This window comes from Pseudoalteromonas sp. NZS127_1 (assembly GCF_015864295.1).
GTDB classification, from domain to species: Bacteria; Pseudomonadota; Gammaproteobacteria; order Enterobacterales; family Alteromonadaceae; genus Pseudoalteromonas; species Pseudoalteromonas arctica.
Genome location: NZ_JADYXO010000011.1, coordinates 113563 through 137274 on the forward strand (window position 1 = coordinate 113563; position 23712 = coordinate 137274).

25 protein-coding genes and 1 tRNA gene are annotated in these 23712 nt (G+C 39.5%); 7 read left to right on the forward strand and 19 right to left on the reverse strand.

Going from position 1 to position 23712, the window contains the following annotated elements; all coding sequences use genetic code 11:
- Positions 1 to 83: 83 nt before the first annotated feature.
- Together lptG and lptF are read right to left on the reverse strand one after the other, a co-directional pair.
- Complete coding sequence (gene lptG, locus I6F50_RS11780) at positions 84 to 1151, reverse strand: LPS export ABC transporter permease LptG (RefSeq protein WP_165727265.1); 1068 nt, start codon at positions 1149 to 1151, stop codon at positions 84 to 86.
- Positions 1148 to 2260, reverse strand: a complete 1113-nt coding sequence (lptF, locus tag I6F50_RS11785) for an LPS export ABC transporter permease LptF (RefSeq protein WP_002962016.1) — start codon at positions 2258 to 2260, stop codon at positions 1148 to 1150. Before lptF ends, lptG begins: the two co-directional genes overlap by 4 nt.
- 309 nt (positions 2261 to 2569) lie before the next feature.
- Here lptF and pepA point away from each other — a divergent pair, with 309 nt between their 5' ends.
- The 3 genes from pepA to I6F50_RS11800 all read left to right on the forward strand — a co-directional run bounded on the left by pepA (position 2570) and on the right by I6F50_RS11800 (position 7611).
- A complete protein-coding gene (gene pepA / locus I6F50_RS11790; protein WP_007587283.1) occupies positions 2570 to 4081 on the forward strand; it encodes a leucyl aminopeptidase in 1512 nt (503 codons plus the stop codon).
- A gap of 150 nt (positions 4082 to 4231) precedes the next feature.
- Positions 4232 to 4678 (forward strand): DNA polymerase III subunit chi, encoded by a 447-nt coding sequence (locus I6F50_RS11795; protein ID WP_007587285.1) that lies wholly within the window; start codon positions 4232 to 4234, stop codon positions 4676 to 4678.
- Between the two features lie 53 nt (positions 4679 to 4731).
- Positions 4732 to 7611 (forward strand): valine--tRNA ligase, encoded by a 2880-nt coding sequence (locus tag I6F50_RS11800; RefSeq protein ID WP_165739949.1) that lies wholly within the window; start codon positions 4732 to 4734, stop codon positions 7609 to 7611.
- 113 nt (positions 7612 to 7724) lie between these two features.
- Here I6F50_RS11800 and I6F50_RS11805 read toward each other — a convergent pair whose 3' ends face one another.
- Positions 7725 to 8975: an outer membrane protein transport protein gene (locus tag I6F50_RS11805; protein WP_024592249.1), complete on the reverse strand. Its 1251-nt coding sequence runs from the start codon at positions 8973 to 8975 to the stop codon at positions 7725 to 7727.
- A 283-nt stretch (positions 8976 to 9258) separates the two neighbouring features.
- Here I6F50_RS11805 and I6F50_RS20320 point away from each other — a divergent pair, with 283 nt between their 5' ends.
- On the forward strand, positions 9259 to 9582 hold the full coding sequence (locus tag I6F50_RS20320) for a hypothetical protein (protein WP_033012404.1): 324 nt from the start codon (positions 9259 to 9261) through the stop codon (positions 9580 to 9582).
- Here I6F50_RS20320 and I6F50_RS11810 read toward each other — a convergent pair.
- A complete protein-coding gene (locus I6F50_RS11810) occupies positions 9542 to 10756 on the reverse strand; it encodes an HD domain-containing phosphohydrolase (RefSeq protein WP_197159762.1) in 1215 nt (404 codons plus the stop codon). The genes I6F50_RS20320 and I6F50_RS11810 overlap by 41 nt on opposite strands.
- 352 nt (positions 10757 to 11108) lie before the next feature.
- Here I6F50_RS11810 and I6F50_RS11815 point away from each other — a divergent pair, with 352 nt between their 5' ends.
- Positions 11109 to 12872, forward strand: coding sequence for a lysophospholipid acyltransferase family protein (locus I6F50_RS11815; RefSeq protein WP_197176284.1), 1764 nt, complete (start codon positions 11109 to 11111; stop codon positions 12870 to 12872).
- A gap of 409 nt (positions 12873 to 13281) precedes the next feature.
- Here the strand turns inward: I6F50_RS11815 and I6F50_RS11820 are convergent, their stop codons facing one another.
- The 3 genes from I6F50_RS11820 to I6F50_RS11830 form a co-directional block, all read right to left on the reverse strand.
- Positions 13282 to 13986 carry an NRDE family protein gene (locus I6F50_RS11820; protein ID WP_197176289.1) on the reverse strand — a complete coding sequence of 235 codons (705 nt, stop codon included), beginning with the start codon at positions 13984 to 13986 and terminating at the stop codon, positions 13282 to 13284.
- Between the two features lies 1 nt (position 13987).
- Positions 13988 to 14521 (reverse strand): DinB family protein, encoded by a 534-nt coding sequence (locus tag I6F50_RS11825; protein WP_165727261.1) that lies wholly within the window; start codon positions 14519 to 14521, stop codon positions 13988 to 13990.
- Positions 14522 to 14735: 214 nt separating this feature from the next.
- Positions 14736 to 14810: transfer RNA gene (locus I6F50_RS11830), tRNA-Arg, on the reverse strand.
- Between the two features lie 246 nt (positions 14811 to 15056).
- Between I6F50_RS11830 and I6F50_RS11835 the strand changes: the two genes are divergently transcribed.
- Positions 15057 to 15239 carry a hypothetical protein gene (locus I6F50_RS11835; protein WP_007587299.1) on the forward strand — a complete coding sequence of 61 codons (183 nt, stop codon included), beginning with the start codon at positions 15057 to 15059 and terminating at the stop codon, positions 15237 to 15239.
- Here I6F50_RS11835 and I6F50_RS11840 read toward each other — a convergent pair.
- From I6F50_RS11840 to I6F50_RS11850, 3 genes are all read right to left on the reverse strand, one after another.
- Complete coding sequence (locus tag I6F50_RS11840) at positions 15236 to 16048, reverse strand: phosphotransferase (RefSeq protein ID WP_197176291.1); 813 nt, start codon at positions 16046 to 16048, stop codon at positions 15236 to 15238. The two genes, I6F50_RS11835 and I6F50_RS11840, sit on opposite strands and share 4 nt — an antisense overlap.
- 3 nt (positions 16049 to 16051) lie before the next feature.
- Entirely contained in the window at positions 16052 to 16669 is a 618-nt protein-coding gene (gene pnuC / locus I6F50_RS11845; protein WP_007587303.1) for a nicotinamide riboside transporter PnuC, read from the reverse strand.
- Between the two features lie 200 nt (positions 16670 to 16869).
- Positions 16870 to 17121 (reverse strand): hypothetical protein, encoded by a 252-nt coding sequence (locus I6F50_RS11850; RefSeq protein WP_007587304.1) that lies wholly within the window; start codon positions 17119 to 17121, stop codon positions 16870 to 16872.
- Positions 17122 to 17228: 107 nt separating this feature from the next.
- Here I6F50_RS11850 and I6F50_RS11855 point away from each other — a divergent pair, with 107 nt between their 5' ends.
- On the forward strand, positions 17229 to 17468 hold the full coding sequence (locus tag I6F50_RS11855; RefSeq protein ID WP_007587305.1) for a DUF2960 domain-containing protein: 240 nt from the start codon (positions 17229 to 17231) through the stop codon (positions 17466 to 17468).
- Positions 17469 to 17487: 19 nt separating this feature from the next.
- Here the strand turns inward: I6F50_RS11855 and alr are convergent, their stop codons facing one another.
- From alr to rpsF, 9 genes are all read right to left on the reverse strand, one after another.
- Complete coding sequence (gene alr / locus I6F50_RS11860) at positions 17488 to 18567, reverse strand: alanine racemase (RefSeq protein ID WP_197112566.1); 1080 nt, start codon at positions 18565 to 18567, stop codon at positions 17488 to 17490.
- Positions 18567 to 19946 (reverse strand): replicative DNA helicase, encoded by a 1380-nt coding sequence (gene dnaB, locus I6F50_RS11865; protein WP_007587308.1) that lies wholly within the window; start codon positions 19944 to 19946, stop codon positions 18567 to 18569. Before dnaB ends, alr begins: the two co-directional genes overlap by 1 nt.
- A gap of 113 nt (positions 19947 to 20059) precedes the next feature.
- Complete coding sequence (locus tag I6F50_RS11870; protein WP_024589708.1) at positions 20060 to 20998, reverse strand: DUF4097 family beta strand repeat-containing protein; 939 nt, start codon at positions 20996 to 20998, stop codon at positions 20060 to 20062.
- 9 nt (positions 20999 to 21007) lie between these two features.
- A complete protein-coding gene (locus I6F50_RS11875) occupies positions 21008 to 21490 on the reverse strand; it encodes a hypothetical protein (RefSeq protein ID WP_024589707.1) in 483 nt (160 codons plus the stop codon).
- The gene (locus I6F50_RS11880; protein WP_024589706.1) at positions 21477 to 22025 is read right to left on the reverse strand and encodes an RNA polymerase sigma factor; all 549 of its coding nucleotides are present in this window, start codon (positions 22023 to 22025) and stop codon (positions 21477 to 21479) included. The genes I6F50_RS11875 and I6F50_RS11880 overlap by 14 nt, the downstream gene beginning before the upstream one ends.
- Before the next feature lie 218 nt (positions 22026 to 22243).
- A complete protein-coding gene (gene rplI / locus I6F50_RS11885) occupies positions 22244 to 22696 on the reverse strand; it encodes a 50S ribosomal protein L9 (protein WP_002962755.1) in 453 nt (150 codons plus the stop codon).
- A gap of 35 nt (positions 22697 to 22731) precedes the next feature.
- Complete coding sequence (rpsR, locus tag I6F50_RS11890) at positions 22732 to 22959, reverse strand: 30S ribosomal protein S18 (protein ID WP_007378475.1); 228 nt, start codon at positions 22957 to 22959, stop codon at positions 22732 to 22734.
- Between the two features lie 12 nt (positions 22960 to 22971).
- Positions 22972 to 23289, reverse strand: a complete 318-nt coding sequence (priB, locus tag I6F50_RS11895; protein ID WP_004588456.1) for a primosomal replication protein N — start codon at positions 23287 to 23289, stop codon at positions 22972 to 22974.
- Positions 23290 to 23332: 43 nt separating this feature from the next.
- The gene (gene rpsF, locus I6F50_RS11900) at positions 23333 to 23674 is read right to left on the reverse strand and encodes a 30S ribosomal protein S6 (RefSeq protein WP_007378473.1); all 342 of its coding nucleotides are present in this window, start codon (positions 23672 to 23674) and stop codon (positions 23333 to 23335) included.
- Between the last annotated feature and the right edge of the window lie 38 nt (positions 23675 to 23712).

A 23712-nucleotide genomic window follows, 5' to 3' on the forward strand; every position in this document is an offset into this window, starting at 1 on the left:
GAGTTAAGCGGTAATTAAGCAGTAGTTAAAAAGCAAAAAGGGTGACCAGTGGTCACCCTTTTTCATGCTTTGAATAGGTAAATCTATACCCGTTTATTCATCAAATATGTCGCAAAGCCTATAAATATAATACTGGGTAATACCGCCCCTATAATGGCAGGTATTTGGTAAACCATAACGACAGGGCCAAATATTTCATTAGTTAAGTGAAACACAATCCCTGTAACAACTCCCATAATAATACGTGCGCCCATAGTAACGGTACGCAGCGGGCCAAATATAAACGAGAGCGCCACCAGCAGCATTACCGCAACAGATACTGGCTGCATCAACTTACGCCATAGAGCAAGCTCGTAGGTACTTGTGTCTTGTTCGTTTTGCTCTAAGTAACTTAAATACGACCAAAGCCCAGTAAATGAAAGTGACTCCGGTTTTACCGAAACAACCCCTAACTTTTCAGCTGTGAGTTGCGAAGGGTAAAACTCTTCTGGTAATTGCTCTGTTGTGGTTTTTTCGCTAGTGATAATAACTTTATTAACGTCACGAAGTAGCCAGCCATCTTTTCGGCTCAGTGCATCTCTTGCTTTAGTAATTTGGGTAAGCTCTAACGATTTATCAAAGTGGTACATATGCACCCCGTTAAGCCTGCCGTTTTCATCAACATCTTCAATATTAATAAAATTATTGCCGTCTTTAGCCCATACACCTTTTTGTGTATTAAACACATCGCCGCCATGTATTGCTTGGTTACGCATTTCTTTAGCGTGCAATTGTGCTTCAGGTGCGCCCCATTCGCCCAATGCCATCATACAGATAGCCATAAATATGGCCGTTTTCATCACAGAGCCAATTATTTGTAAGCGCGACATACCAGCGGCTTGCATCACTACAAGCTCACTGTTTGAGGCAAGTGCCCCCAAACCCGTTAAGCCACCAATTAGCGCAGCCATCGGAAAAAACACCACTAAATCGCCAGGTATTGTGTAAAGCGTGTAAAGCATTGCAGTCATTAAGTCGTAACTGCCGCGCCCTACCGACTTTAACTGGTCGATAAATTTAATTAAGGTGCTAATACCAACAAGTACCAACAATGCAAAGCCGGTAGTTTGTAAAATACTGCGGCCTAAATACCAATCAAGCGTTTTCATCATGAGCCTAACTCCCGCTTAGTTACTACGGCTTTAAGCCAAGCGCCCAGTGGTCGCCCTTTTATAATTAATAACCCACCTATAAACAAGGCACTTAGATGAATCCACCACAAGCCGATTGAAGGCGGGATTTTGCCATCTTCAACTGCAAATTTAGCGGCATTTAGTAAAATAAAGTAGCCTAAGTACAAGCTAATAGCAGGCACTAGTTTTGCAAATTTACCTTGGCGAGGATTAACCACACTTAGCGGTACTGCCAGTAAGGTAAGTAGCGGGATTGATAACGGAATAGCGAGTCGCCATTGCCATTGAGCAATAGATTCAGGAGTGTTTATAGCCAATAATTGGTTAGTTGGCACAGCCTCTAATTTACGGCGTTGATGCTCTATTTCTTGCTCTCGTATTTGTACGCTGTAACCATCAAATTCTGTTAAATTAAGTGCAGGCGTTGTGCCGTCTGTTTCGTAACGTTTACCGTCTGTTAGTACTAGCTGTTGCTCACCATTTACGGCTTCAACCACAACACCTTGCTCTGCATATACTAAGCGCGCTAGATTGCCTTTTTCGCTATCGGGTAACTGTGCAACAAATACCTTATTGAGCTCTTTGCCGCCTTTTTCAATATTATGAATAAACACCACGGCTTTTTCGTTACCGGTTTCTTGGAACCGCCCAGCTCTGAGCGCAGATAACCCCGCATCGGCTTTGGCTTGTTCTTTCAATTGATACTCTTGCTCGCTTGCCCACGGCGCTATATACATAGTCAATGCAGCGGCTAATATGGCAAGCCCAACGCTTGATATAAGCGTTACGCGCACAACATACCATTCACTTACGCCACAGGCTTTAAGGACGGTCATTTCGCTATCTGCATATATACGGCTGTAAGCCAAAATAATGCCTAAAAATATACTCAGCGGAAGTATTAGCGAGGCTAGTTGTGGAAGCTTTAGTGCAATCATCGATAGCACTAATTTAGCAGGAATGCTGCCCTCAGAGGCATCACCTAAAATACCAACTAACTTTTGTGACAAAAATATTGTCATTAAAGTTAAAAATACGGCGACCTGCGATTTTAAAACCTCAGCGGTCAAATAACGGAAAATTAGCAATGCTCGCCCCTGTTAAACATGGAATTTCACTACGATAGTGAGAATTGAATAGTTAAATAGCTATTTTACCCAATTAATACCGGCAAATAGGCTATTATTATAAGCCATCAAATTTAATTATCCTACCTAAGTGCACGATATAATGTTGCATTAGTAGCCCTTAAGCATATAAAGTTCAATTACACAGTAAGAGTCTAGCAAAATCAGCTAAAATAAGAATTATCCTTACATAAGTTACGTAGATAAGACTAGAAAATACTTTTTTAGCCCCAACTTACTAACTTAAATGACTCAAAATCAGGAGTGACAATGGAATTTAACGTAAAAAGTGGTAGCCCAGAAAAACAGCGCAGCGCATGTATTGTGGTTGGCGTTTACGAGCCACGTAGGTTATCCCCCATTGGTGAACAACTCGATAAAATTAGTGATGGCTATATCTCTAATTTACTTCGCCGTGGCGACTTAGAAGGTAAGCCAGGCCAAGTTTTATTATTGCATCATGTACCCAATGTATTAAGCGAGCGCATATTGCTTGTTGGTTGTGGTAAAGAGCGCGAGCTTGATGATAAGCAATATAAACAAATTATTTCTAAAACTATTAATACCTTAAACGAAACAGGCTCTATGGAAGCAGTCTGCTTTTTAACAGAGCAACACGTTAAAGGTCGCGACACTTACTGGAAAGTTCGTCAAGCAGTAGAAACAACACAAGATTGCTTATATACGTTTAACCAATTAAAAAGTAAAAAAGTAGACCCTCGTCGTCCGCTTCGTAAAATGGTGTTTAACGTACCAACACGACGCGAACTAACGATTGGCGAAAGTGCCATTGAGCATGGTTTAGCCATTGCTGCAGGTAGTAAGCTGTGTAAAGACGTGGCTAATATGCCACCAAATATTTGTAATCCAGTGTACTTAGGCGAGCAAGCACAAGAGTTGGCAACTAATTTTGACAACATCACTGTTGATATTATTGGCGAAAAGCAAATGGCAGAACTAGGTATGAATTCTTACCTAGCTGTTGGCCGAGGTAGTGATAACGAATCGATTATGTCGATTATTAACTACAAAGGCGCCGCTGACGACCAAGCCCCTATTGTACTTGTTGGTAAAGGCTTAACGTTTGACTCAGGCGGTATTTCATTAAAACCAGGCGAAGGCATGGACGAAATGAAATACGACATGGGCGGCGCTGCAGGTGTTATTGGCGCAATGCGTGCACTTGCACAAATGCAATTGCCAATTAACGTTATTGGTGTTTTAGCTGGCTGTGAAAATATGCCTGGCTCAAACGCGTATCGCCCGGGTGATATTTTAACAACAATGTCGGGGCAAACAGTTGAAGTGTTAAACACCGACGCTGAAGGTCGTTTAGTATTGTGCGACGCACTAACGTACGTTGAACGCTTTAATCCAGATACCGTTATTGACGTAGCAACACTTACTGGCGCTTGTATTGTAGCCCTTGGCGCGCATGCGACTGGTTTACTATCAAACCATAACCCACTTGCACACGATTTATTAAAAGCGTCTGAGCAAAGTGGCGACCGTGCATGGCAGTTACCGTTATGGGATGACTATCAAGATCAGCTAGAAAGCCCATTTGCTGACTTTACAAACTTAGGTGGACGCTCTGCGGGTACTATTACTGCGGCATGTTTCTTGTCTAAATTTACTAAAAAGTATCATTGGGCGCATTTAGATGTTGCCGGTACAGCGTGGCGCAGTGGCGCTAAAAAAGGCGCAACGGGTCGTCCTGTACCAATGCTTACTCAGTATTTATTAAATAGAGCTGGCGTAAGTGAAGCCGCTCAAGATTAAACACACTGTTTAGCTACTTATAAGGCGCCATTTGGCGCCTTATTTATTTGTGTATTAATTGAAGCAAACCCCGTTATATGGCAAAATCTGCCTCTTAATTTATGTATATCAATTTGGTATACATTCAATGTCATGGGAAACCCCGATACAATGAACATGAACGCTAAATTTTTCGTTCTAAAGCAACAAGATGAGTCTAAAGCGAAGGCTGACGATCATTTTGCTTTGGCTGCTCAAATTGCGGCCGATCAGTATCGAAATGGGCAGCGTGTGTTTATTTGTGTTAACGATAACGAAGCAGCCTGTGCCATTGATGAAATAATTTGGGCATTCGATCCAGATAGTTTTGTGCCACATAATTTACAAGGTGAAGGCCCTAAAGGCGGCGCACCTGTAGAAATTGGTATTACGCCACCTGTTGGCAATCGTAAAGTTTTAATTAACTTGGCTACTCAATTACCGGATTACATTCGTCGGTTTAACCAAGTTTTTGATTTTGTACCCGTAGAAGCAGCGGCTAAACAAGCAGCCCGCGAGCGTTTTAAAAAGCTACGCCAACTCGGTGCCAATCTCACCACGCAAGATATTAATAGCTAGCCAATCAGGCAAACTAACCAACTAATTTAAGTACTTATTTAAGGTTCTGTGTAATGGATAAAACCTACAATCCGCAAGATATTGAACAGTCTCTATATCAAGACTGGGAACAAAAAGGCTACTTTAAGCCATCTGGCAAAGGCGTACCATATTCAATTATGATCCCGCCGCCAAATGTCACTGGTAGCTTACACATGGGCCACGCCTTCCAAGATACAATAATGGATACCCTAACGCGTTTTAAACGTATGCAAGGTAACAACACATTATGGCAAGTAGGTACTGACCACGCAGGTATTGCAACGCAAATGTTAGTTGAGCGTAAACTGCATGCCGAAGAAGGCAAAACACGCCACGATTTAGGCCGCGAAGATTTTATTAATAAAATCTGGGAATGGAAAAAAGAATCGGGCGGCACTATTACCAAGCAGCTTCGTCGCCTTGGCGCATCGGTTGATTGGGATCGTGAACGCTTTACCATGGATGATGGTTTATCTGAAGCTGTTAAAGAAGTGTTTGTACGCCTTCACAAAGAAAACCTAATTTACCGTGGTAAACGCCTAGTAAACTGGGATCCTAAATTACACACGGCTATTTCTGATCTTGAAGTTGAAAACAAAGACAAAAAAGGCCACATGTGGAACTTACGTTACCCACTGGCTGATGGCGTTACAACGCAAGATGGAAAAGACTACATTGTAGTAGCAACTACCCGTCCAGAAACTATGCTTGGCGACTCAGGTGTTGCAGTAAACCCTGATGACGAACGCTACATAGATTTAATCGGTAAAGAGATTTTATTACCTATCGTTAATCGTCGTATTAAAATTGTTGCTGACGAACATGCCGATAAAGATAAAGGCACGGGCTGTGTAAAAATAACCCCAGCGCACGACTTTAATGATAACGAAGTGGGCAAGCGTCATCAAATGCCGATGATCAACATTTTCGATAAAGACGCAGCTATTCTTACCCAAGGTGAAACATACACCTTTGACGGTAAAGAGCTTGAGTTTGATGCGCCAATTCCTGAGCGCTTGCGCGGGCTTGATCGTTTTGCAGCGCGTAAAGCAATTGTGGCAGAATTTGAAGAACTTGGCTTACTTGAAAAAATTGAAGACCATGGTTTAACCGTTCCTTATGGCGACCGCTCTGGTGTGGTAATTGAGCCACTACTTACCGACCAATGGTATGTACGTGTTGCACCACTTGCAGAACCTGCAAAAGACGCAGTTAAAAACGGCGACATTCAATTTGTGCCTAAGCAATACGAAAACATGTATTTTTCGTGGATGAACGACGTACAAGATTGGTGTATTTCACGCCAGCTTTGGTGGGGTCACCGCATCCCAGCTTGGTACGACAATGAAGGCAACGTATTTGTTGGTCGCGACGAAGCTGAAGTACGCCGTGAAAACAACATTGCAGATAGCGTAACGCTTAGCCAAGACGAAGACGTACTTGATACGTGGTTCTCATCAGCGCTTTGGACGTTCTCAACGCAAGGTTGGCCTGAAAATACCGATGATTTAAAAACCTTCCACCCGTCTGACGTGTTGGTAACGGGGTTTGATATTATTTTCTTCTGGGTTGCGCGCATGATTATGATGACGCTGCACTTTGTAAAAGACGAAAATGGCAAACCACAAGTGCCGTTTAAAACCGTGTATGTAACCGGCTTAATACGTGATGACAACGGCGATAAAATGTCTAAGTCAAAAGGTAACGTACTTGACCCACTAGACATGATTGACGGCATTGAGCTTGAAGACCTAGTACAAAAGCGTACTGGCAACATGATGCAGCCAAAACTTGCCGCTAAAATCGAAAAAGATACGCGTAAAGTATTTGCTGGCGGTATTGAAGCACACGGTACAGACGCCCTTCGCTTTACCCTTGCGGCAATGGCATCAACCGGTCGTGATATAAACTGGGATATGAACCGCCTTGAAGGTTACCGTAACTTCTGTAATAAATTATGGAACGCGAGCCGTTACGTACTAATGAACACAGAAGAGCTAGATTGTGGTTTTACTGGGCTAGGAAGTAATGTAGATACTGTATTAACAGATAAAGAGTTCTCATTAGCTGACCGTTGGATTTTAGGTCAATATGAAGCAACAGTTAAAACCTACACAGAACACCTAGATAACTACCGCTTTGACTTAGCTGCTAACACGCTTTACGAATTCACATGGAACCAATTTTGTGATTGGTACTTAGAACTAACTAAGCCAGTACTGTTTAAAGGTAATGAAGCGCAGCAACGTGGTACACGCCATACGCTAATAACGGTACTTGAAAGTTTACTGCGTTTAATGCATCCAATGATGCCATACATCACTGAAACTATTTGGCAACGTGTTGCACCACTTGCAGGCCTTGAAACAGAGAACACCAGTATTATGGTTCAGCCGTTCCCTGTATACAACGAAGCAAGCGTTGATGCTAAAGCAATGGAAGATTTAGAGTGGGTTAAACAATTCATTTTATCTATTCGTAATATTCGTGGTGAAATGGATATTAGTCCAAGTAAACCGCTTAGCGTATTACTTGCTAATGCATCAAGTGACGACATGCGCCGTATTGAAGAAAACAAATCATTTTTAGCATCACTTGCAAAAATTGAAGAGTTTACAATGCTTGAAAACAAAGACGATGCACCAGCATGTGCAACGTCTTATGTTGGCAACCTTGAGATCATGATCCCAATGGCGGGCTTAATTGATGTGGAAGCCGAGCTTTCGCGTATTAATAAGCAACTCGAAAAAGCAGAAAAAGGCCTAGCACAAGTACAAAACAAACTTGCTAACGAAAAGTTTGTAAACAACGCACCTGAAGCGGTACTTGCTAAAGAAAATGCAAAACTGGCTGAATTTAGCGATGCTAAAACTAAGCTACTTGAGCAAAAAACTAAAATAGAAAGCTTATAATTTTAGTTATTATGCCTATTAACACTATTTAATAGGCATTAAAAAAGCCGCTCACTTTAATTAAAGTGAGCGGCTTTTTTGTGCCCTGTGATTAACCACAAGACACTTCTACATTAAAACTTGTAGTTGTACTGAGCGCCAATAAGTACTGCATTACCTTCTGACTCAAACTCAAATCCATCTTCTTCAAAGTTCTGAGTTTTACCACGGATAATACTTACACCAAGATCAACGTTAGAGCTTTGATCAATTGTGTAGTTACCACCGAATGAGAACCAAAAACGATCTGTATCTGGGATAGAGATCGACAGGTGATCTTGTGATACTGGAGACTGATCAAATGCTACACCAGCACGAAGTAATAAATCTTCGTTATATTGGTAATCTGAACCAACAGCGAAACGGTATGAATCAGAGAAGCTTTCATCTTTATTAAATGCGCTAAATTTATCGCCAGTTGGAGCTGTAACTTGTGCTTCTAATGAATCAAAGCTACTCCAACCTGTCCATAAAATACTGTAATGAAGACCAAGTTTTTCATCTAACTGATGAGAACCTGAAAATTCAGCTATTGCAGGAAGTGTTATTTCAACAGAACCAGGTAATTCAGTTCCATTTAATCCACCAAAAGCTGTTGGTATTTGATTCGAGTAATCACCTTCGAATGTAATATCTGTTTCTGTACGATAATTAAAACCAAAACGGCTGTTATCATCTAGCTGATACATTAAACCAACATTTAAAGCGTAACCTGTATCATCACCTTCCAAGTTCACAACTTCAGTGCTTGAAGCAAATGGTAAACCAGAGCCAGCATGACGCACAATAGTTGCATCAGCGTAAATTACGTTTAAGCCAATACCATAGCTAAACTTTTCAGTAACTTTATAAGCAACGCTTGCATTTAAGTTAACGGTGAAGATTTCTGTTTTACCAGCAATCTGTCCTGCTGAGTAGTCATCGTCAAAGTCTGTTGATAAACCAAAGTTAGAAAATGCACCAAAACCAAGCGATACTTTATCGTTGTAAGGCATAGTAAAGTAAGCTGCTGGTACCACTGCACTTGGTGCAATGCTATCGTCATCTAATGAAGATTGATCAATACCAGTTGGCGCGCCTTCACCTTCTAAGCTTACATCTGGGATTACGCCAATAGCAGCAACACTTAGTTGCTTTTCTTTAAATAAAGTCATTAGTGCAGGGTTACGTGCAACTACAGACGCGTCGTCTGCGATAGAAGCTTCACCAGCGTATGCGCGGCCTAAACCCGATGCATTTTGCTCTGATAATTGAAACGCAGCTGCAAAGCTATCAGCTGAAACAAATGCAAGCGAAGCTGCAATAAGGGTTTTAGAAAATTTCATTGTTGAGTCCTTAACCAAACTGACTGTCTGGGTACTATGTGTGTTGTTATTAGGATTTAAAACGTGATTACACTACCTTAATTTTTTGTAAAAAACTCTATGAATACGTCAAAAGACAGTAAAAAACATGTTTTTTAACGACATTTTAACAACTATTTAAAACTCATCGGATGAGAAGTGTGGTATTAGAGTAAACACTCTAAATGTAATTAATTATCATTTAGATTGACTTAGAATTAGTAGCAACTTACACTCATTATAAAATCGCAATGGAAGTAAAACTGTGATCATTTTATTTATTATTACAGGGCTAATATTTTGTGGGGCGAGTGTGTTTTGCTTTTACAAAGCAAACTACTGCGCATGTACTCAAGCAGGACAATGCGATAACCCCGTAAACCATTATTGGCTAGGGGCAATGTTAAATGCGTTAATATCTTTAGCGCTGTGTTGTTTTGCATTGCACGTAGAGCTAGGCACTTTGTTATGGTTAACACTGATGGGAAATTGCTTTTTGGGTGCGTTTATTTCTGCAAAACAAACTAAAAAAAGGCAATGCAGTAAGGCTAGTTCAACAAATGCTCTTTTAGCAGGCGAGACAAATTAATCTGATAATCTAAGGGCTTAACACTTGATAGTATTTTAAGCTCTTGGGTGTGCTCACTTAAATCGATGTCTTTCGGTGTAACATGATGATTGTGCTTAGCATTATAAAATAGCTTAATTTTAGGTTTAATAGGATTTAATACGTTCCCTTCAAGCACTAAGGCTAAACGTTCATTCGTTAATTTTACAATAGTTCCTACCGGATGAACCCCTAAACACTTTATAAAACGCTGTACTAACTCACCATCAAACAATTGCTTATTGGCTAATAAGTACCGCAATGCGTTGATTGGTTCATCACCATCTTGATGCATTCTATCGGCAGTCATTGCATCGTACACATCTACAATTGCCATTATACGCGCTGGACGACTTAACTTCTCTGACTGTAGGCCTCGCGGATAACCAGAGCCATCTAAGCGCTCATGATGATTCACTATCATATCAAGCATTAGGGGTGTTATACCCTTCTCGCCTTTAACTAAACCCAAACCTTGCGCTACATGCTTTTTAATCGCTAAGAGCTCATTATTAGTAACCTTAGTTGGCTTTGAAAATATACCCTGCGGTAATTTAGCTTGGCCTAAATCATGAAGTAACGCGCCCATGGCAAGCTCTTGCACAACAGCCATTTTGTACCCTAAGTATTTAGCAAATACAGCGGTAAAAATGGCGCAGTTGATCATATGCCGCCAGTTATAGCTGTGTTTATCTTTTATACGAGTAAGAATAGTCATGGCGTTGGCGTTACGAAAAACTGAGCTGACTATTTCGCTGGCTATTTCATCAAGCACTTTTATATTAACACTCAGGCCAGATGTTAAGTCACCGTATAACGACTGTAGCTTTCGGCCATGCTGATCGTAATTGACACTCGCTTTAGCAAATTCTTGTTCAATTGAGATTGCTATAGGTGTTTTTTCGGCTTTTTGCTGGCTATTAGATGTTTTAGGTTTGCTTTGAGGCTTATATTTGGCAGGAACTGGGGCATCACCTTTAGCAAAATCTATAAGCAGCTCAAGCACCCCTTCAGAGACTAAACGCTTAATAATAGATCTATCGCGCACTAAGCCACTGGTCTTAATTTTTATGCTATTGATCCCTTCATGTTGCTTAGTAACGCTATCAACATACATACCAGGAGTAAGCTCAGATACGGGCAAAGTAATTAGCATAAAGGCGGGATTTTTCTATTAAGGAATATGTACCTTAAATAGCATTAATTAAGCCTAAAAGTCTAGTTTTTGAGTTGTAAGTAGTTATATATAACTAAAAGCATTATTTACAGCCCTATTTGAGCTGCATTGTAATTCTGATTATTTTACTTTTTAATAATTAAACGCTTTCATCTCAACTACACTAAATTGCTTATCACTAAAAAGCAGGTGATTTAGCTATAAAATTTATCTAATCATTATAAAAAAGCGAACTTTATTAACCTTTCTTGAACATAATATTGTTTTGCCTCGGTCTCAATATACACAGCACTTAATAACAACTGCTTTAAATTCTTAAGAGTACTAATATATGACAAAACTAAACCACCCCGTATCAAACCTAAGTGTGGCTGCAATAAACACAGCCTCGCCTTTGGGTCATATATTAAAAGTAGCCGCTCCACTGCTCGATAGCTTATTAGGTATAAATAAACTGCGTGATATATACCTCTCTAATAATTTATCGGGTTTAGATAAGCAGGAGTTTAGTGAAAAGCTTTTAAATGTATTGGGTATTAATGTACTTGGCGCACAAAGTGTTATTAACAAAATACCTAAGCAAGGCTCTTGCATAGTAGTATGTAACCATCCTTATGGCATGATTGAGGGCGTAATAATTGCCAAATTACTCACCCATTATCGTAGCGATACTAAAGTAATGGCTAACGTTGGTTTAAAAATATTTACAGAAATTAAAGATTATTTTATTTTTGCTAATCCACTAAAACCAAAAGCAGCCATTAATACCAGCGCAATTAAACAGTGTTTTAGTCATGTTAAAAATGATGGCCTACTTGTGGTTTTTCCTGCTGGCAGGGTTTCGTTTTTTCAATCAAAAAAACAACGTGTAACCGACGGTCAATGGAATCGCTTAGCGGCTCAACTAGCCTTAAAAACACAAGCCCCTTTATTACCTGTGTTTATTAGTGGTCAAAATAGCCCTATGTTTTACAATTTGGGACGTATTTACTACCGATTTAGATTATTAATGCTAATACGTGAATTACTTAAAATTCAAAAAAGGTCCATTAATTTAGGTGCTGGTAATTTACTTACACCCAAGTTATTAAATAAATTTGAGAAAACTGACGACATTAACGATATTGCGCGCCTGCTTTGCTATTTAAACGATGAACGCTTTGTAACACCTTGGCAAGACGATGCCCAGTCAATGCAACTAAAAGCGATTATGCAGGATGTTGATAAAACAAAAATGACGAGTGAACTTGCTAGCTTACCAAGCGAGCAGCACTTATTAGACTTTAAAAGTTACTCCGTTTATTACGGTTATCAAGATCAAATACCTAATTGTGTTGCTGAAATAACACGCCTTAGAGAAATAACCTTTCGTACATTAAACGAAGGAAGCGGCGAGCCATGTGATACAGATAAGTTTGACGCAACCTACATGCATTTATTTATTTTTGATCATAAAAATGAAGAGATCATTGGAGCTTATCGAATTGGACAAACTGATTTATTACAAAAAAATAGCGACGTGAGCGCCCTTTATTTATCGCAAATGTTTAATTTTGAACCCTCTTTTATTAATCAACAACAGCCGTGCTTGGAAATGGGTCGCTCGTTTATAGTTCAAAAACATCAAGGCAGTTACCATGGCTTATTACTGCTATTTAAAGGGATCGGTGCGTTTATGGCGCAAAACCCACGTTATAGGACTTTATATGGCACCGTTTCATTAAGTAAGCTTTACGACCCTCGTTCTGTCGCAATTATTGACCATGCAATGGTTAATAATAAACAAGGTGTTAGCGCCAATACGCCTTTTAATAATAAAATTCATCCAGAGTTTGAAGACTTCATTAGTGATCACACGTTAAACATAGATCATGTATCAACATTGGTTATGGGAATAGAAGAAGATAAAAAAGACATACCGATTTTATTAAAGCAATATCATAAGCTAGGCGCTCAATTTCATTGTATGGGAATTGACAGTAACTTTAATCACACCCCTGGATTACTTTTAAGTGTGCACCTACCAAGTGCGCCTGAAAAGCTACTTAAGCTCTACCTTGGTGATAAAAAAGATGATTATATAAATCACTCATAATTTTCACCTGCTGTATTAATACTGCAGATAAAAATAGAGCAACAAAAAAGTCGACGCAATTAATTGCGTCGACTTTTTTAGTTATGTAATAACTATAAAAATATTTAGGGTCTGTTGTTCTTTCAAGGTTGAATTTGCAGCAGTCTGTTTGGTATTTAGGCAAGACAGAGCCTATGTAGTGTGGTTATTCCCCATAAATGGGCGATAACGTAGCATTAATGCCAAACAGGCGCTGCCCAAAGGGTTCTTTCTAGGGGCTTGGCTCGGTTTTTACTTATTCTTACATGGATGTAAGCCATTAGAATAACGCAGGAGCAGTTATCGAGCCCACTAGGTTACAAATCTCGCGTCGCAATTAAATAGCCCCTAGTTTGAATAAATTTTAATCCGCAAAGATCAACAGACCCAGTTAAGCTGCAGCCACTTTTAAACAACTAATGCTGCTAATGAGTTGAGACTGCTTATCAAAATAATTAAAGCGTATAGTGTTACCAACTTTAATATGGCTAATACTGACTGTCATTGCATCTTCTCTTTGCATATTTACACCATATTGACCCTGCTCGGCTTTGCTATAATGAAATGCTAAAAACTGCTCACTTGCAGGATATCTTAAGTCAATAAGTTGCTTAAATTGTTGTTTACGCTTTTGTGTAACTGTTTCTAGCTCAACGCCAGATGACGTTGCAAGCGATTCAACTTGGCAATCGATTAATTGTTTTGTGTCCCATCGAACAAAAGCGATGTGACCATTATTTAGCGATAATTTATCCGGAAAAATACACAATTTAAAAGGCGCGTAACCCGATAAATCCATATTTTTTAATTGAGACAATGCAGGGGTATTATTGCTTAGTAAATGCGGGATTAAGAGGCCTCTGCTGTGCTTTACGGCAGTTATATCAAATGCACTTTGATAATCGTTTAATAAAGCTAATGTTTGCCCCCAATGCGATACACCAAGCCAAGTACCACCGCCTTGCGGATCGATAGGGTAAATTGCGTTATCTGTGTGCTTACTCGGGGCGAGTGCCATTTCTCGCGTTTTTTGCTCATCACGATTAAAAAACAACTCGTAGCCATCATCAGTTAGGAAGTAACTTAAAGTGCACATATTAACTTTGCAGTGATTTTAATTGGCTTTGTTGGCTTTTTTCTCTCAAAAAAGTAGCTGTACTTGGTGCTAACCCAAAGTTCTGGTCGAATGATGCTTTTTGTGCAAAGGTAATTTGTGAAATCATCGCATAGTGATGTACTGCATGGCTTCCTACAAATATAAGCTCTCGTGCTAATGAGGTTGTTACAGTTTGTACATTTTTACTTTTAATTGATACTTCGCTTGAAAGTAACAGCGGTTTATTAAAATCATCTGGACTTAGCTGTTCAATCCACGATGCTATCTCGGCAATTTTTTTTATAGCTTCACAGGGGTTACTTTCAATATTACTGCCGCGTAGGCGACTATCGTAATCAATATTATTTATACCAAAGCCCGTCATTAAAGACTGGTAATGATCGATAATGTGGCGCATATGTGACCCAACTGAACTAATGAAATTAGGAGCAACGATTTGCGAATAATCCTCTTTAGTTACACTTTCAAGATAAGCATGTCCTTGAGCGAGTATTTCTAACTGACTATTTAACATTGAATCGGTTTTCCTCATTTATAATTTCGTCGTATATGCATACATAACGTTAGATAACATTTTGAATAATGCAATTTTGCATTGTATAAATAACTAGAAAGCTGTTCTTACAATAAAATTTCAAAATTTATGCAGTAATACATTTTTAAATACAAAAGTAATTAATGAAAAGCTAGATAATATAGAGGGGAATATTAGTAGATGTAGAAGCAAATGGCGCTCTCGGTAGGGATCGAACCTACAACTTAGCCTCCGGAGGGCCACGTGATATCCATTTCACCACGAGAGCACATTTGTTGCCGCCACACCAACTCGCGATATCAGTGCTTTAGCATCAGCAATGATAAAGAGATCTTTAAATAAATACCAGTAACATCAGCTTATATGCTTATTAATTAAACTCTTTTAAATAAAACACTTCACAATGGCTTAAAAACACGCTATTTATTCTTATTGAATAGGAAACAGTAACGGTTTAGTAACATTGAAACTATGATTGTCGCTGTGCGGATGGATTTAATACGAGGAAATAATGATGAGTTTAATGTCTACTGAGCAAGTTGCTGAGTTTTTAGGTGTAAAAGTAGAGCGTGTAAAACGTCTCTCTAGAGAAAGTTTATTAATTGCTAAATCAGAAGATGAAAATGGTGAACCACAATTTGATACAGCCGAAGTAACAAAATACAAAGAGCTCGCCGAGCGCTTTGGTGGTCTTTAACATCTACAAAAAGTATTATTAACGAGTTTAGTTAGCTGCGCGCGTAACATTACAGATTTACTAGTTATGCTGCGCTCTTCATACCAGCCAATACATAACACTAAAAAAAACAGCTTATAATAATTCAGCTTATCCATTGAAGGATTAAACGTTTTTGTTTTATCGATACTATTTTTATAGTTATTTAACAATGCACTTTCACTGCTCTCATTAAGATTAAAGCTCACTGCAAGGGCTGACAAATCAAAATACACATCGTTAGTTTGTGCATATTCAAAGTCAATTAAATACATGCCTGAAGCATTTACAATAATGTTATCTTTTACTAAGTCGTTATGACAAAAGCCTCCATTAAATGACATAGCTGCAACGGCTTTGAGTGCCTTCTCTATTTGAGGTTTGTATTGCGTATATACGTGGGTGCTTTGATAAAAATGAAGCTCTTTAGCTATATCCATTGGCGCGGTAGACACTTTGTAATTGTGCACTTGAGCAAGTTTATTAATAAAGCTAAGCGTTATATCCGATTGCGCGCTCTTGCCTTCAATATAATTAAATACCGCACGACCGTTTTCTTTATCAAGCCAAATAGGCGCAGGGCATATATTAAAGTCACTTAAAAAGCGCTGCGCTTCAAGGCCGTCACTTGGCCAATGGCTTTTATAACACTTTAACAAATACCCTTGTTGCTCGGTACGTATTAAAAAATTATCGTTACTAAAGCCATTAAGTAATCGCTCGCTTGAAACAATGCTTGTAGGCTCTATAAACGCACTACACATTTTTACTAACTGGGTATGCTCAATCATTGATTAAAGCTGTGCTAGAGGCTTAGCTTGGCTTTGTTCGTACTCTTCGTACCAGGTTTTAAAGCCCCACGCTGCCATAATGGTATAAAATATAAAGAGTGCTAGCGTTGGGTAATAGCCTTTTTCGTAATATAAATACATAGAAGCGGCATCTATTACAATCCAGTACAGCCAGTTTTCGAGGACTTTTTTAGCCACTAAGTAAGTAGTTACTACGGCAAAACATGTTGTAAAACTATCAAGATAAGCAAAATCGGCATGAGTATAATTTTGCATAACGTAACCAATAACTATTGCAGCTACGGTTGTTAAACTAATTAAAACAGCATGACGGTTTATCGACCACGATGTAATATTTAAATTTGCAGCTTTGCCTTTACGCCATACAACCCAGCCAAATACAGCCATATACATATAATAAAAATTAAGTAACGACTCCATAAGTAATGCGCCATTCCAGTACATTATTGTATAAATGAGCGTGCTAAAAAATGCCGCAGGCCAACACCATAAGCTTTCTTTTATTGCTAATAATAAATAAGCCATCGACAACCCTACCGCAATATACTCCCAATGCGACATTGCTGTAAAACCACTTAAGGTTTGTGTTAAAAAGTCCATATTATGCAATTACCGTTTAGTTGTGCCGATTGTTATACCAATCTGCTTATATACGGGGTCTATTTAACGTTAAGAAAATTACGCTAGAACTAGGCAAAAATTTTTGTATCTATTTGTTCTAAATAAAAATTTTTAATGACGTTATAGTGCAATTTAATTCGTTAAATTGATCAAATATTTATGCAGGTTGGTATTATAGGTTATTCAGGCGATAAGTCGCCAGAGAGAAACTTACATACAAAAATAGCTTTACCAAATTCTTCATATGAACGTTTAATTTCGGTATTTAACACCTGCATTACTAAATCGTAATCACCAAAAATTTGCGTTGATAACGTGTTAGTAATCACTTTTAAATCATCGTACTCGTTTAATCTGTCAATAAAGCCCTGAATAAACGGGATATAATCTTGGTGAAGTGGGTATTTACTGATCTCTACTGATAATTTCATTTTTGACTCTTTATTTTAATTACCGATTACAACAAGTCATTCAATGCTAGAGCCGTTATTAAATACAGTGTAAAATCGCTGCAACACTCAATTGAAATGAGCTTAAAATGGCACGTAGAATAACCTACAAATATAAAAACGAACCGCGCGAGATTAATTTCGCTAAAGATAAATACCACGACATGTATCAAGCAATTGCTGCCGCCGAAGGTATTGATCTAACTAATTACTTAAGCATGGTACAGCAAATAGAAATGACCTCAAAAGGGTCTGCTTCTGTTCGTAACTTTCGCGACCAAGAATTTGCCCGTATGGGCTTTAGCGACGTTTACTTTATAAAAGAGTAAATACCGCTTTATAGCTGTATTAACGCTGATACTCATAACTTACGCGCGGTGTAATATTACATAATAGCTCGTAAGGGATAGTATCAGCGCATAATGCTATTTCTTCAACTGGTAGCTCAGGGCCCCACATAGTGACTCTGTCGCCCACTTTAATATTGTGCTCATTAGCGCCTATATCTACGCTAATCATATCCATAGCAACACTGCCAACAATACCATAACGCTGCTTACCAATTATTACTGGTGTGCCCTCTTTAGCATGCCGAGGATAACCATCGCCATAACCCATAGCCACAACAGCTAATTTGGTTGGTTTATCGCTTTTCCAACGACCACCATACCCTACCGCCTCATTCGCTGGTACATTACGCACCGCAATTACGCGCGTAGTTAAGCGCATAACTGGTTTTAATTTGTGTTGTTGCCCAATACTATTTGCCATTGGCGATACGCCATATAGCATAAGCCCAGGGCGCACCCAATCACCATGACCGCTCGGCCATGCAATAATACCAGCAGAATTTGATAAACAATGTGCTTGGTCAATGCCATTCACTAAGTTATCAAATAACGTGATTTGTTGAACCGTTTTGGCATTATCAACATCATCAGCACACGAAAAGTGTGTCATTAAATTAACGGTATTTTTGGCGTTAGGTGTTTTTTGTAAGCGGTTATAAAACTCTTCAAACTGCTCTGGCGCAATACCTAGTCGATGCATACCTGTATTTACTTTTAACCAGCATGTTATTGGCGCATCGAGCTTTGTTTTTTCAAGCGCGGCTAATTGGTATTCATCGTGAATAATAGTTTGAAAGTTATTAGCGAGTAAAATAGGTAAGTCGGCTTTGTTAAAAAAGCCTTCTAGTAAAACTATTGGCTTTGTTAACCCCCCAGCTCGAAGGGCAAGCCCTTCATCTATTCGCGCCACAGCAAATGCGTCAGCATTATTTAAATGCTGCGCAATCGTTACTAAACCATGCCCGTAAGCATTTGCTTTTAGCACCGCCATTACTTTGCTGTTAGGTGCAAAGCACTTAACTTGCGCTAAATTATGCGCAAGTGCAGCTAAATTAATTTCAGCAGTGGCTAGGCGCATTAGTAATCGTCATCTACCGCTGGTCCCGCGTAATTATCAAAGCGAGAAAATTGACCTTGGAATGTTAAACGCACTTTACCAATTGGGCCGTTACGTTGTTTACCTATGATAATTTCGGCAATACCTTTGTCAGTACTGTCTTCGTTATAAACTTCATCACGGTAAATAAACATGATTAAATCGGCATCCTGCTCTATCGACCCCGACTCACGTAAATCTGAGTTAATAGGACGTTTATCGGCACGTTGCTCTAGCGTACGGTTAAGCTGCGAAAGCGCAACAACCGGACATTTTAGCTCTTTTGCTAGTGCTTTAAGTGAACGTGAAATTTCAGCAATTTCGAGCGTTCGGTTATCAGCAAGGCTTGGTACACGCATTAACTGCAAGTAATCGACCATGATCATACTAATGCCACCGTGGTCGCGGGCTATACGCCTTGCACGTGAACGAACATCGGTAGGTGTTAAGCCCGATGCATCATCAACGTACATTTTACCTTTTTCCATCAACAAGCCCATTGTTGATGAAAGTCGTGCCCAATCGTCATCATCTAATTGACCAGTACGTACCTTAGTTTGGTTAATACGGCCAAGAGACGCTAACATCCTCATCATAATTTGTTCTGAAGGCATCTCTAGAGAGTAAATTAATACTGGTTTGTCTTGAGTCATTGCAGCATGTTCTGCAAGGTTCATCGCAAAAGTGGTTTTACCCATTGATGGACGCGCTGCAACAATAATTAAGTCAGAAGGCTGTAAGCCCGTCGTCATTTTATCAAGATCGGCATAACCTGTACTTACACCCGTAACACCATCTTGTGGTGATTGATAAAGCTCTTCTATTTTATCAACGGTTTTTTCAAGGATGCTATGAATGCTTTGCGGGCCTTCATTATTTTTTGTTCGTTGCTCAGCTATTTTAAACACTTTGCTTTCGGCAAAATCGAGTAAGTCGTGACTGGTACGTCCTTCGGTATTAAAACCCGCTTCTGCAATTTCGTTCGCTACGCCAATCATTTCACGTACAACAGCACGTTCGCGTACAATACTTGCGTAAGCGTCAATGTTAGCAGCACTTGGCGTGTTTTTAGCTATTTCTGCTAAATAAGCAAAGCCACCAATTCCTGCCAGTTTATTATTTTTTTCTAAACTTTCAGAAATAGTGATTAAATCTATCGGATCGCCAATCTCAGCAAGTGCCGTCATCGCCTCAAAAATTAACTTGTGCGTGCGGGTATAAAAATCCTGTGATACAACAAGCTCCGCTACGCGGTCAAAAGCTTGGTTATCAAGCATTAAGCCACCTAAAACAGATTGTTCAGCTTCTATTGAATGGGGAGGAACTTTAAGTGTATCGACTTGCTTATCTGGTTTGGCCATAACTTCACAGTAGTAAAATTGAATGGCTCTATTCTATCGACTTGAAGGGGCTGTGCAAATAGAAAAGCAGGAAATCTTTTCCTGCTTTTTGTAATCGTGAAGGTGAATGAGCGTTATTTAATACGAAGCTCTATGCGTCCACTAATTGTATCCATTTCAACATTAGCATTACCGCCATTAATGCTAAATTCTAAATCACTGGCTGGGCCGTATTTAGCTTTACTGACTTTATCGCCAGTAACTTTATTAATGATTTTGCCATTAGCGTGCGCTTTAATTTCAAAATTTGCAGATACGCTGTCAGGAAAGTAAAAATCACCATCGCCACTTACCGATTCAAAACGTACATCACCGCCTTTTAAAAGCTCTTTAATATGTACTTCGGCTTCGCCATTCACCGTGTTAATACGTAAGTTTTTAATTGACGATAGCGTAAAATCTATATCGCCATTTACATTTTCAAGGCGCACATCATTGGCACTTGAGGTTGATTTAATATCGCCATTAACAGCGCTAAAACGTAGTTCACCACTTGATTCTCTATCGTTAATTTCGCCATTTACGGTTTCAAATTGAATATTCCCACTTAGGTTTTCTGCATTTACATCGCCATTTACGGTGGTGAGCTTAATGTTGCCAGTAATATCATCTACCGTAATTTCGCCATTAACCACGTCAACTTCAGCGCCATTTTTTAGCTCTTTCGCAGTCACCGATACATTAACGCCAGCAAATTCTAAACTACTGCTTTTAGGCATAAATATGGTTAGGCTTGAGCCATCGCCATTATTACTCCAATTTGATTTACGTGGCATTTTTACAATAAACTGAGTTTTATCGCCATTTATTTTAAGCTCATAACCCTCGGCTTTGTCATCAAGCTCGCCAGATACTTTAAATTCGTTTTTATCCCAGCCTGTAATATGTATATCACCGCGTTGGTTTTCAATAAAAATAGTGCCGCCACTTGGTACGTCTATTTGCTTATCTATTTTTTCACCCGCTAATACTGCCAACGGAAATAAGCTCAGTCCTAATAAAATCGCTTTCATGTCGTACTCCTAAATGTGCTGCCAACGTGGCGCGTGCACCTTGTTAATTAAATCAAGTTGTTGTTGATATACTTGCGCTAACATTGTTAGTAGCGCTTGGTTTTGTGGCTCATTTTCAAGAACTTGCTTTATTGCTTGCTCTGCGTTTTCAAGCTCTTGTAGCTGCGTTTGCCAGTTAGTGGTCAATGCTTCTTTATTTTCATATTCAACCAACAAACTGTTTTTTTGCGCCGAAAAGTAATCACTTATAGCCACTACGGGTTGTGGCTCGGGCGCTATAACAAATAGATTTACAGCAATTAAAGCAGCTAATGTGCAGGCAGCTATTGCTGTTAGTTTTGGCCAAATAGCAGTGCCTTTTAGGTCCTGCTTATTACTAACCATTGCTCGCTCAATTCCCGCCCACAGGTCTTTTTGTGGCGTAATGTCTTTATCAAGCGTGTTTAATGACTCATTTAAATAGTCGTCAAAATTTGGTTTATTCATTTTCATACCACTCTTGTAGTAGCTGCCTAGCACGATGATATTGCGATTTACTTGAACCAACAGCCATACCTAATTGCTCGGCTATTTCCTCGTGCCTGTAACCTTCGATTGCAAATAACACAAACACCATACGTGCGCGCTCAGGAAGCCTTACTATTAATTTATCGAGACCATTTAAGCCTTTGCAGTCATTAGCTGATTGCTCATCCATACCGCAGTGTTCAATGCTCACTACTTTTTGCAGCCAATTTTTTTGCTTGCGTAAGTAACTAATTGCTACATTACTGGCAACGCTGTAAAGCCAAGTAGAAAACTGCGAGCGACCGTCAAATTGCGCTATTTTACGCCATACCTGTACAAACACTTCTTGGGCTGCATCTTCAGCATGCGCTTGGTCCGCTAATAAGCGTAAACATAAACCGTAGACTCGTTTTATATGTAACTCATAAAGCGTTGTGTATGCGCTTTGATCACCTGATTTAACACGCTCAATGAGTTTAGCTTCGCATAAAGGCGTTTGTTCGGGTTTAGCGTGTAACATCCGTGATGTCGCCTTTTAATTATTATTATTGAGTTAGTGTATTGATAAGTTAGACGTAATAACAGTTCGAAAAGGTTTAAAGGGAATGAAAAAATAATTGAATAAAAAGGGGCTTGTACGAGGCTTTATTGGACGGTGCCCTTAACTAATGAAGTTAGCCAAATTACAGACACAAAAAAGCCGTGCTAATAGCACGGCTTTTGTCGCTTAATTAAAAATTAAGCTTCAGCGATTACGATTACTTTAATAGTAGCCGTTACGTCTGAGTGAACTGAAATTGATACGTCAAATTCACCTGTCTCACGGATAGTACCTAGAGGCAAACGAACTTCTGACTTAGCAACTTCAACACCAACAGCTGAGATAGCGTCAGCGATGTCACGAGTACCGATTGAACCGAATAACTTACCTTCGTCACCAGCTTTAGATACTAATGTAACTTCTGCTAATGCTTCTAGTTTTTCAGCGCGTGCTTGTGCAGCAACTAACTGTTCAGCGATTTTCGCTTCAAGTTCTGCACGACGAGCGTCAAACGTTTCAATGTTAGCTTTAGTCGCAGGAACTGCCTTACCTTGAGGGAAAAGGAAGTTACGTGCGAAACCAGATTTAACTACAACCTGTTCACCTAGGCTACCTAGGTTAGCGATCTTATCTAGTAGAATAACTTGCATGTTTCTACACCTTTTAAAAACTGTTAATCCGCTGCTTACTTATGTAAGTCAGTGTATGGAAGAAGGGCTAAGTAGCGAGCACGCTTAATAGCAGTTGCTAGCTGGCGCTGAAATTTAGCGCTAGTACCTGTGATACGGCTAGGTACGATTTTGCCACTTTCTGTAACATAGTTTCTAAGAGTAGCTAGATCTTTGTAATCGATTTGTTTTACGCCTTCCGCTTTAAAGCGGCAGAACTTACGACGTCTGAAATAACGTGCCATGAGATTAATTCCTCAAATAATTCTTTCTATATGCTGAGCATGCAAAACCAATTGGCTAAGGCCGTTACGACCTTCGTGGCGATTTAAAAAACCACTCACTTGCAATGCCTGCCCAACGTGCAAATGTTGAGTCTGTTGTTGCATTTGCTTTCCACTGGCAACTACCTGAAGCCTCACGTAACTATTACGGTTAAGGTCTGCTTCGGTTTGCATCGATTTATGTTCTACAACAAAAATGCAATGCGGGATGCCAGCAGGGCTTTGGCTAAACTTGGGAGTTTTACAAACTACCCCAGATATAACCAGCTGATTCATATATGGGCTAACCATTATAGTAACTGCTGATTACATGCCATGCTAGGACTCAAAACAATTAAGCAGCTGGTGCTTCTTTCTTCTCTTCTCTTGCAAGAGGAGACGCTTCAGTTTCAGCAGTTTTAGTGCGGATAACTAAGTTACGAAGCACTGCATCGTTGTAGCGGAAAGTAGTTTCTAGCTCGCTGATTACTTCAGTTGGTGCTTCAACGTTCATAAGAACATAGTGAGCTTTATGAAGCTTGTTAATTGGGTAAGCCAATTGACGACGGCCCCAATCTTCAAGACGGTGGATAACACCACCAGCTTCAGTGATAGAACCAGTATAACGTTCGATCATACCAGCAACTTGCTCACTCTGATCTGGGTGAACCATGAATACGATTTCGTAATGACGCATGGATATTCCTTACGGTTAATAGAGCCTTCTACCGTTTC

Excerpts from the sequence above, each read along its gene's own strand:
- lptG (WP_165727265.1), bottom strand. The coding sequence starts at position 1,151 with ATGATGAAAACGCTTGATTGGTATTTAGGCCGCAGTATTTTACAAACT.
- pepA (WP_007587283.1), top strand. The coding sequence starts at position 2,570 with ATGGAATTTAACGTAAAAAGTGGTAGCCCAGAAAAACAGCGCAGCGCA.
- I6F50_RS11795 (WP_007587285.1), top strand. The coding sequence starts at position 4,232 with ATGAACATGAACGCTAAATTTTTCGTTCTAAAGCAACAAGATGAGTCT.
- I6F50_RS11800 (WP_165739949.1), top strand. The coding sequence starts at position 4,732 with ATGGATAAAACCTACAATCCGCAAGATATTGAACAGTCTCTATATCAA.
- I6F50_RS11805 (WP_024592249.1), bottom strand. The coding sequence starts at position 8,975 with ATGAAATTTTCTAAAACCCTTATTGCAGCTTCGCTTGCATTTGTTTCA.
- I6F50_RS11810 (WP_197159762.1), bottom strand. The coding sequence starts at position 10,756 with ATGCTAATTACTTTGCCCGTATCTGAGCTTACTCCTGGTATGTATGTT.
- I6F50_RS11815 (WP_197176284.1), top strand. The coding sequence starts at position 11,109 with ATGACAAAACTAAACCACCCCGTATCAAACCTAAGTGTGGCTGCAATA.
- I6F50_RS11820 (WP_197176289.1), bottom strand. The coding sequence starts at position 13,986 with ATGTGCACTTTAAGTTACTTCCTAACTGATGATGGCTACGAGTTGTTT.
- I6F50_RS11825 (WP_165727261.1), bottom strand. The coding sequence starts at position 14,521 with ATGTTAAATAGTCAGTTAGAAATACTCGCTCAAGGACATGCTTATCTT.
- I6F50_RS11835 (WP_007587299.1), top strand. The coding sequence starts at position 15,057 with ATGAGTTTAATGTCTACTGAGCAAGTTGCTGAGTTTTTAGGTGTAAAA.
- I6F50_RS11840 (WP_197176291.1), bottom strand. The coding sequence starts at position 16,048 with ATGATTGAGCATACCCAGTTAGTAAAAATGTGTAGTGCGTTTATAGAG.
- pnuC (WP_007587303.1), bottom strand. The coding sequence starts at position 16,669 with ATGGACTTTTTAACACAAACCTTAAGTGGTTTTACAGCAATGTCGCAT.
- I6F50_RS11850 (WP_007587304.1), bottom strand. The coding sequence starts at position 17,121 with ATGAAATTATCAGTAGAGATCAGTAAATACCCACTTCACCAAGATTAT.
- I6F50_RS11855 (WP_007587305.1), top strand. The coding sequence starts at position 17,229 with ATGGCACGTAGAATAACCTACAAATATAAAAACGAACCGCGCGAGATT.
- alr (WP_197112566.1), bottom strand. The coding sequence starts at position 18,567 with ATGCGCCTAGCCACTGCTGAAATTAATTTAGCTGCACTTGCGCATAAT.
- dnaB (WP_007587308.1), bottom strand. The coding sequence starts at position 19,946 with ATGGCCAAACCAGATAAGCAAGTCGATACACTTAAAGTTCCTCCCCAT.
- I6F50_RS11870 (WP_024589708.1), bottom strand. The coding sequence starts at position 20,998 with ATGAAAGCGATTTTATTAGGACTGAGCTTATTTCCGTTGGCAGTATTA.
- I6F50_RS11875 (WP_024589707.1), bottom strand. The coding sequence starts at position 21,490 with ATGAAAATGAATAAACCAAATTTTGACGACTATTTAAATGAGTCATTA.
- I6F50_RS11880 (WP_024589706.1), bottom strand. The coding sequence starts at position 22,025 with ATGTTACACGCTAAACCCGAACAAACGCCTTTATGCGAAGCTAAACTC.
- rplI (WP_002962755.1), bottom strand. The coding sequence starts at position 22,696 with ATGCAAGTTATTCTACTAGATAAGATCGCTAACCTAGGTAGCCTAGGT.
- rpsR (WP_007378475.1), bottom strand. The coding sequence starts at position 22,959 with ATGGCACGTTATTTCAGACGTCGTAAGTTCTGCCGCTTTAAAGCGGAA.
- priB (WP_004588456.1), bottom strand. The coding sequence starts at position 23,289 with ATGGTTAGCCCATATATGAATCAGCTGGTTATATCTGGGGTAGTTTGT.
- rpsF (WP_007378473.1), bottom strand. The coding sequence starts at position 23,674 with ATGCGTCATTACGAAATCGTATTCATGGTTCACCCAGATCAGAGTGAG.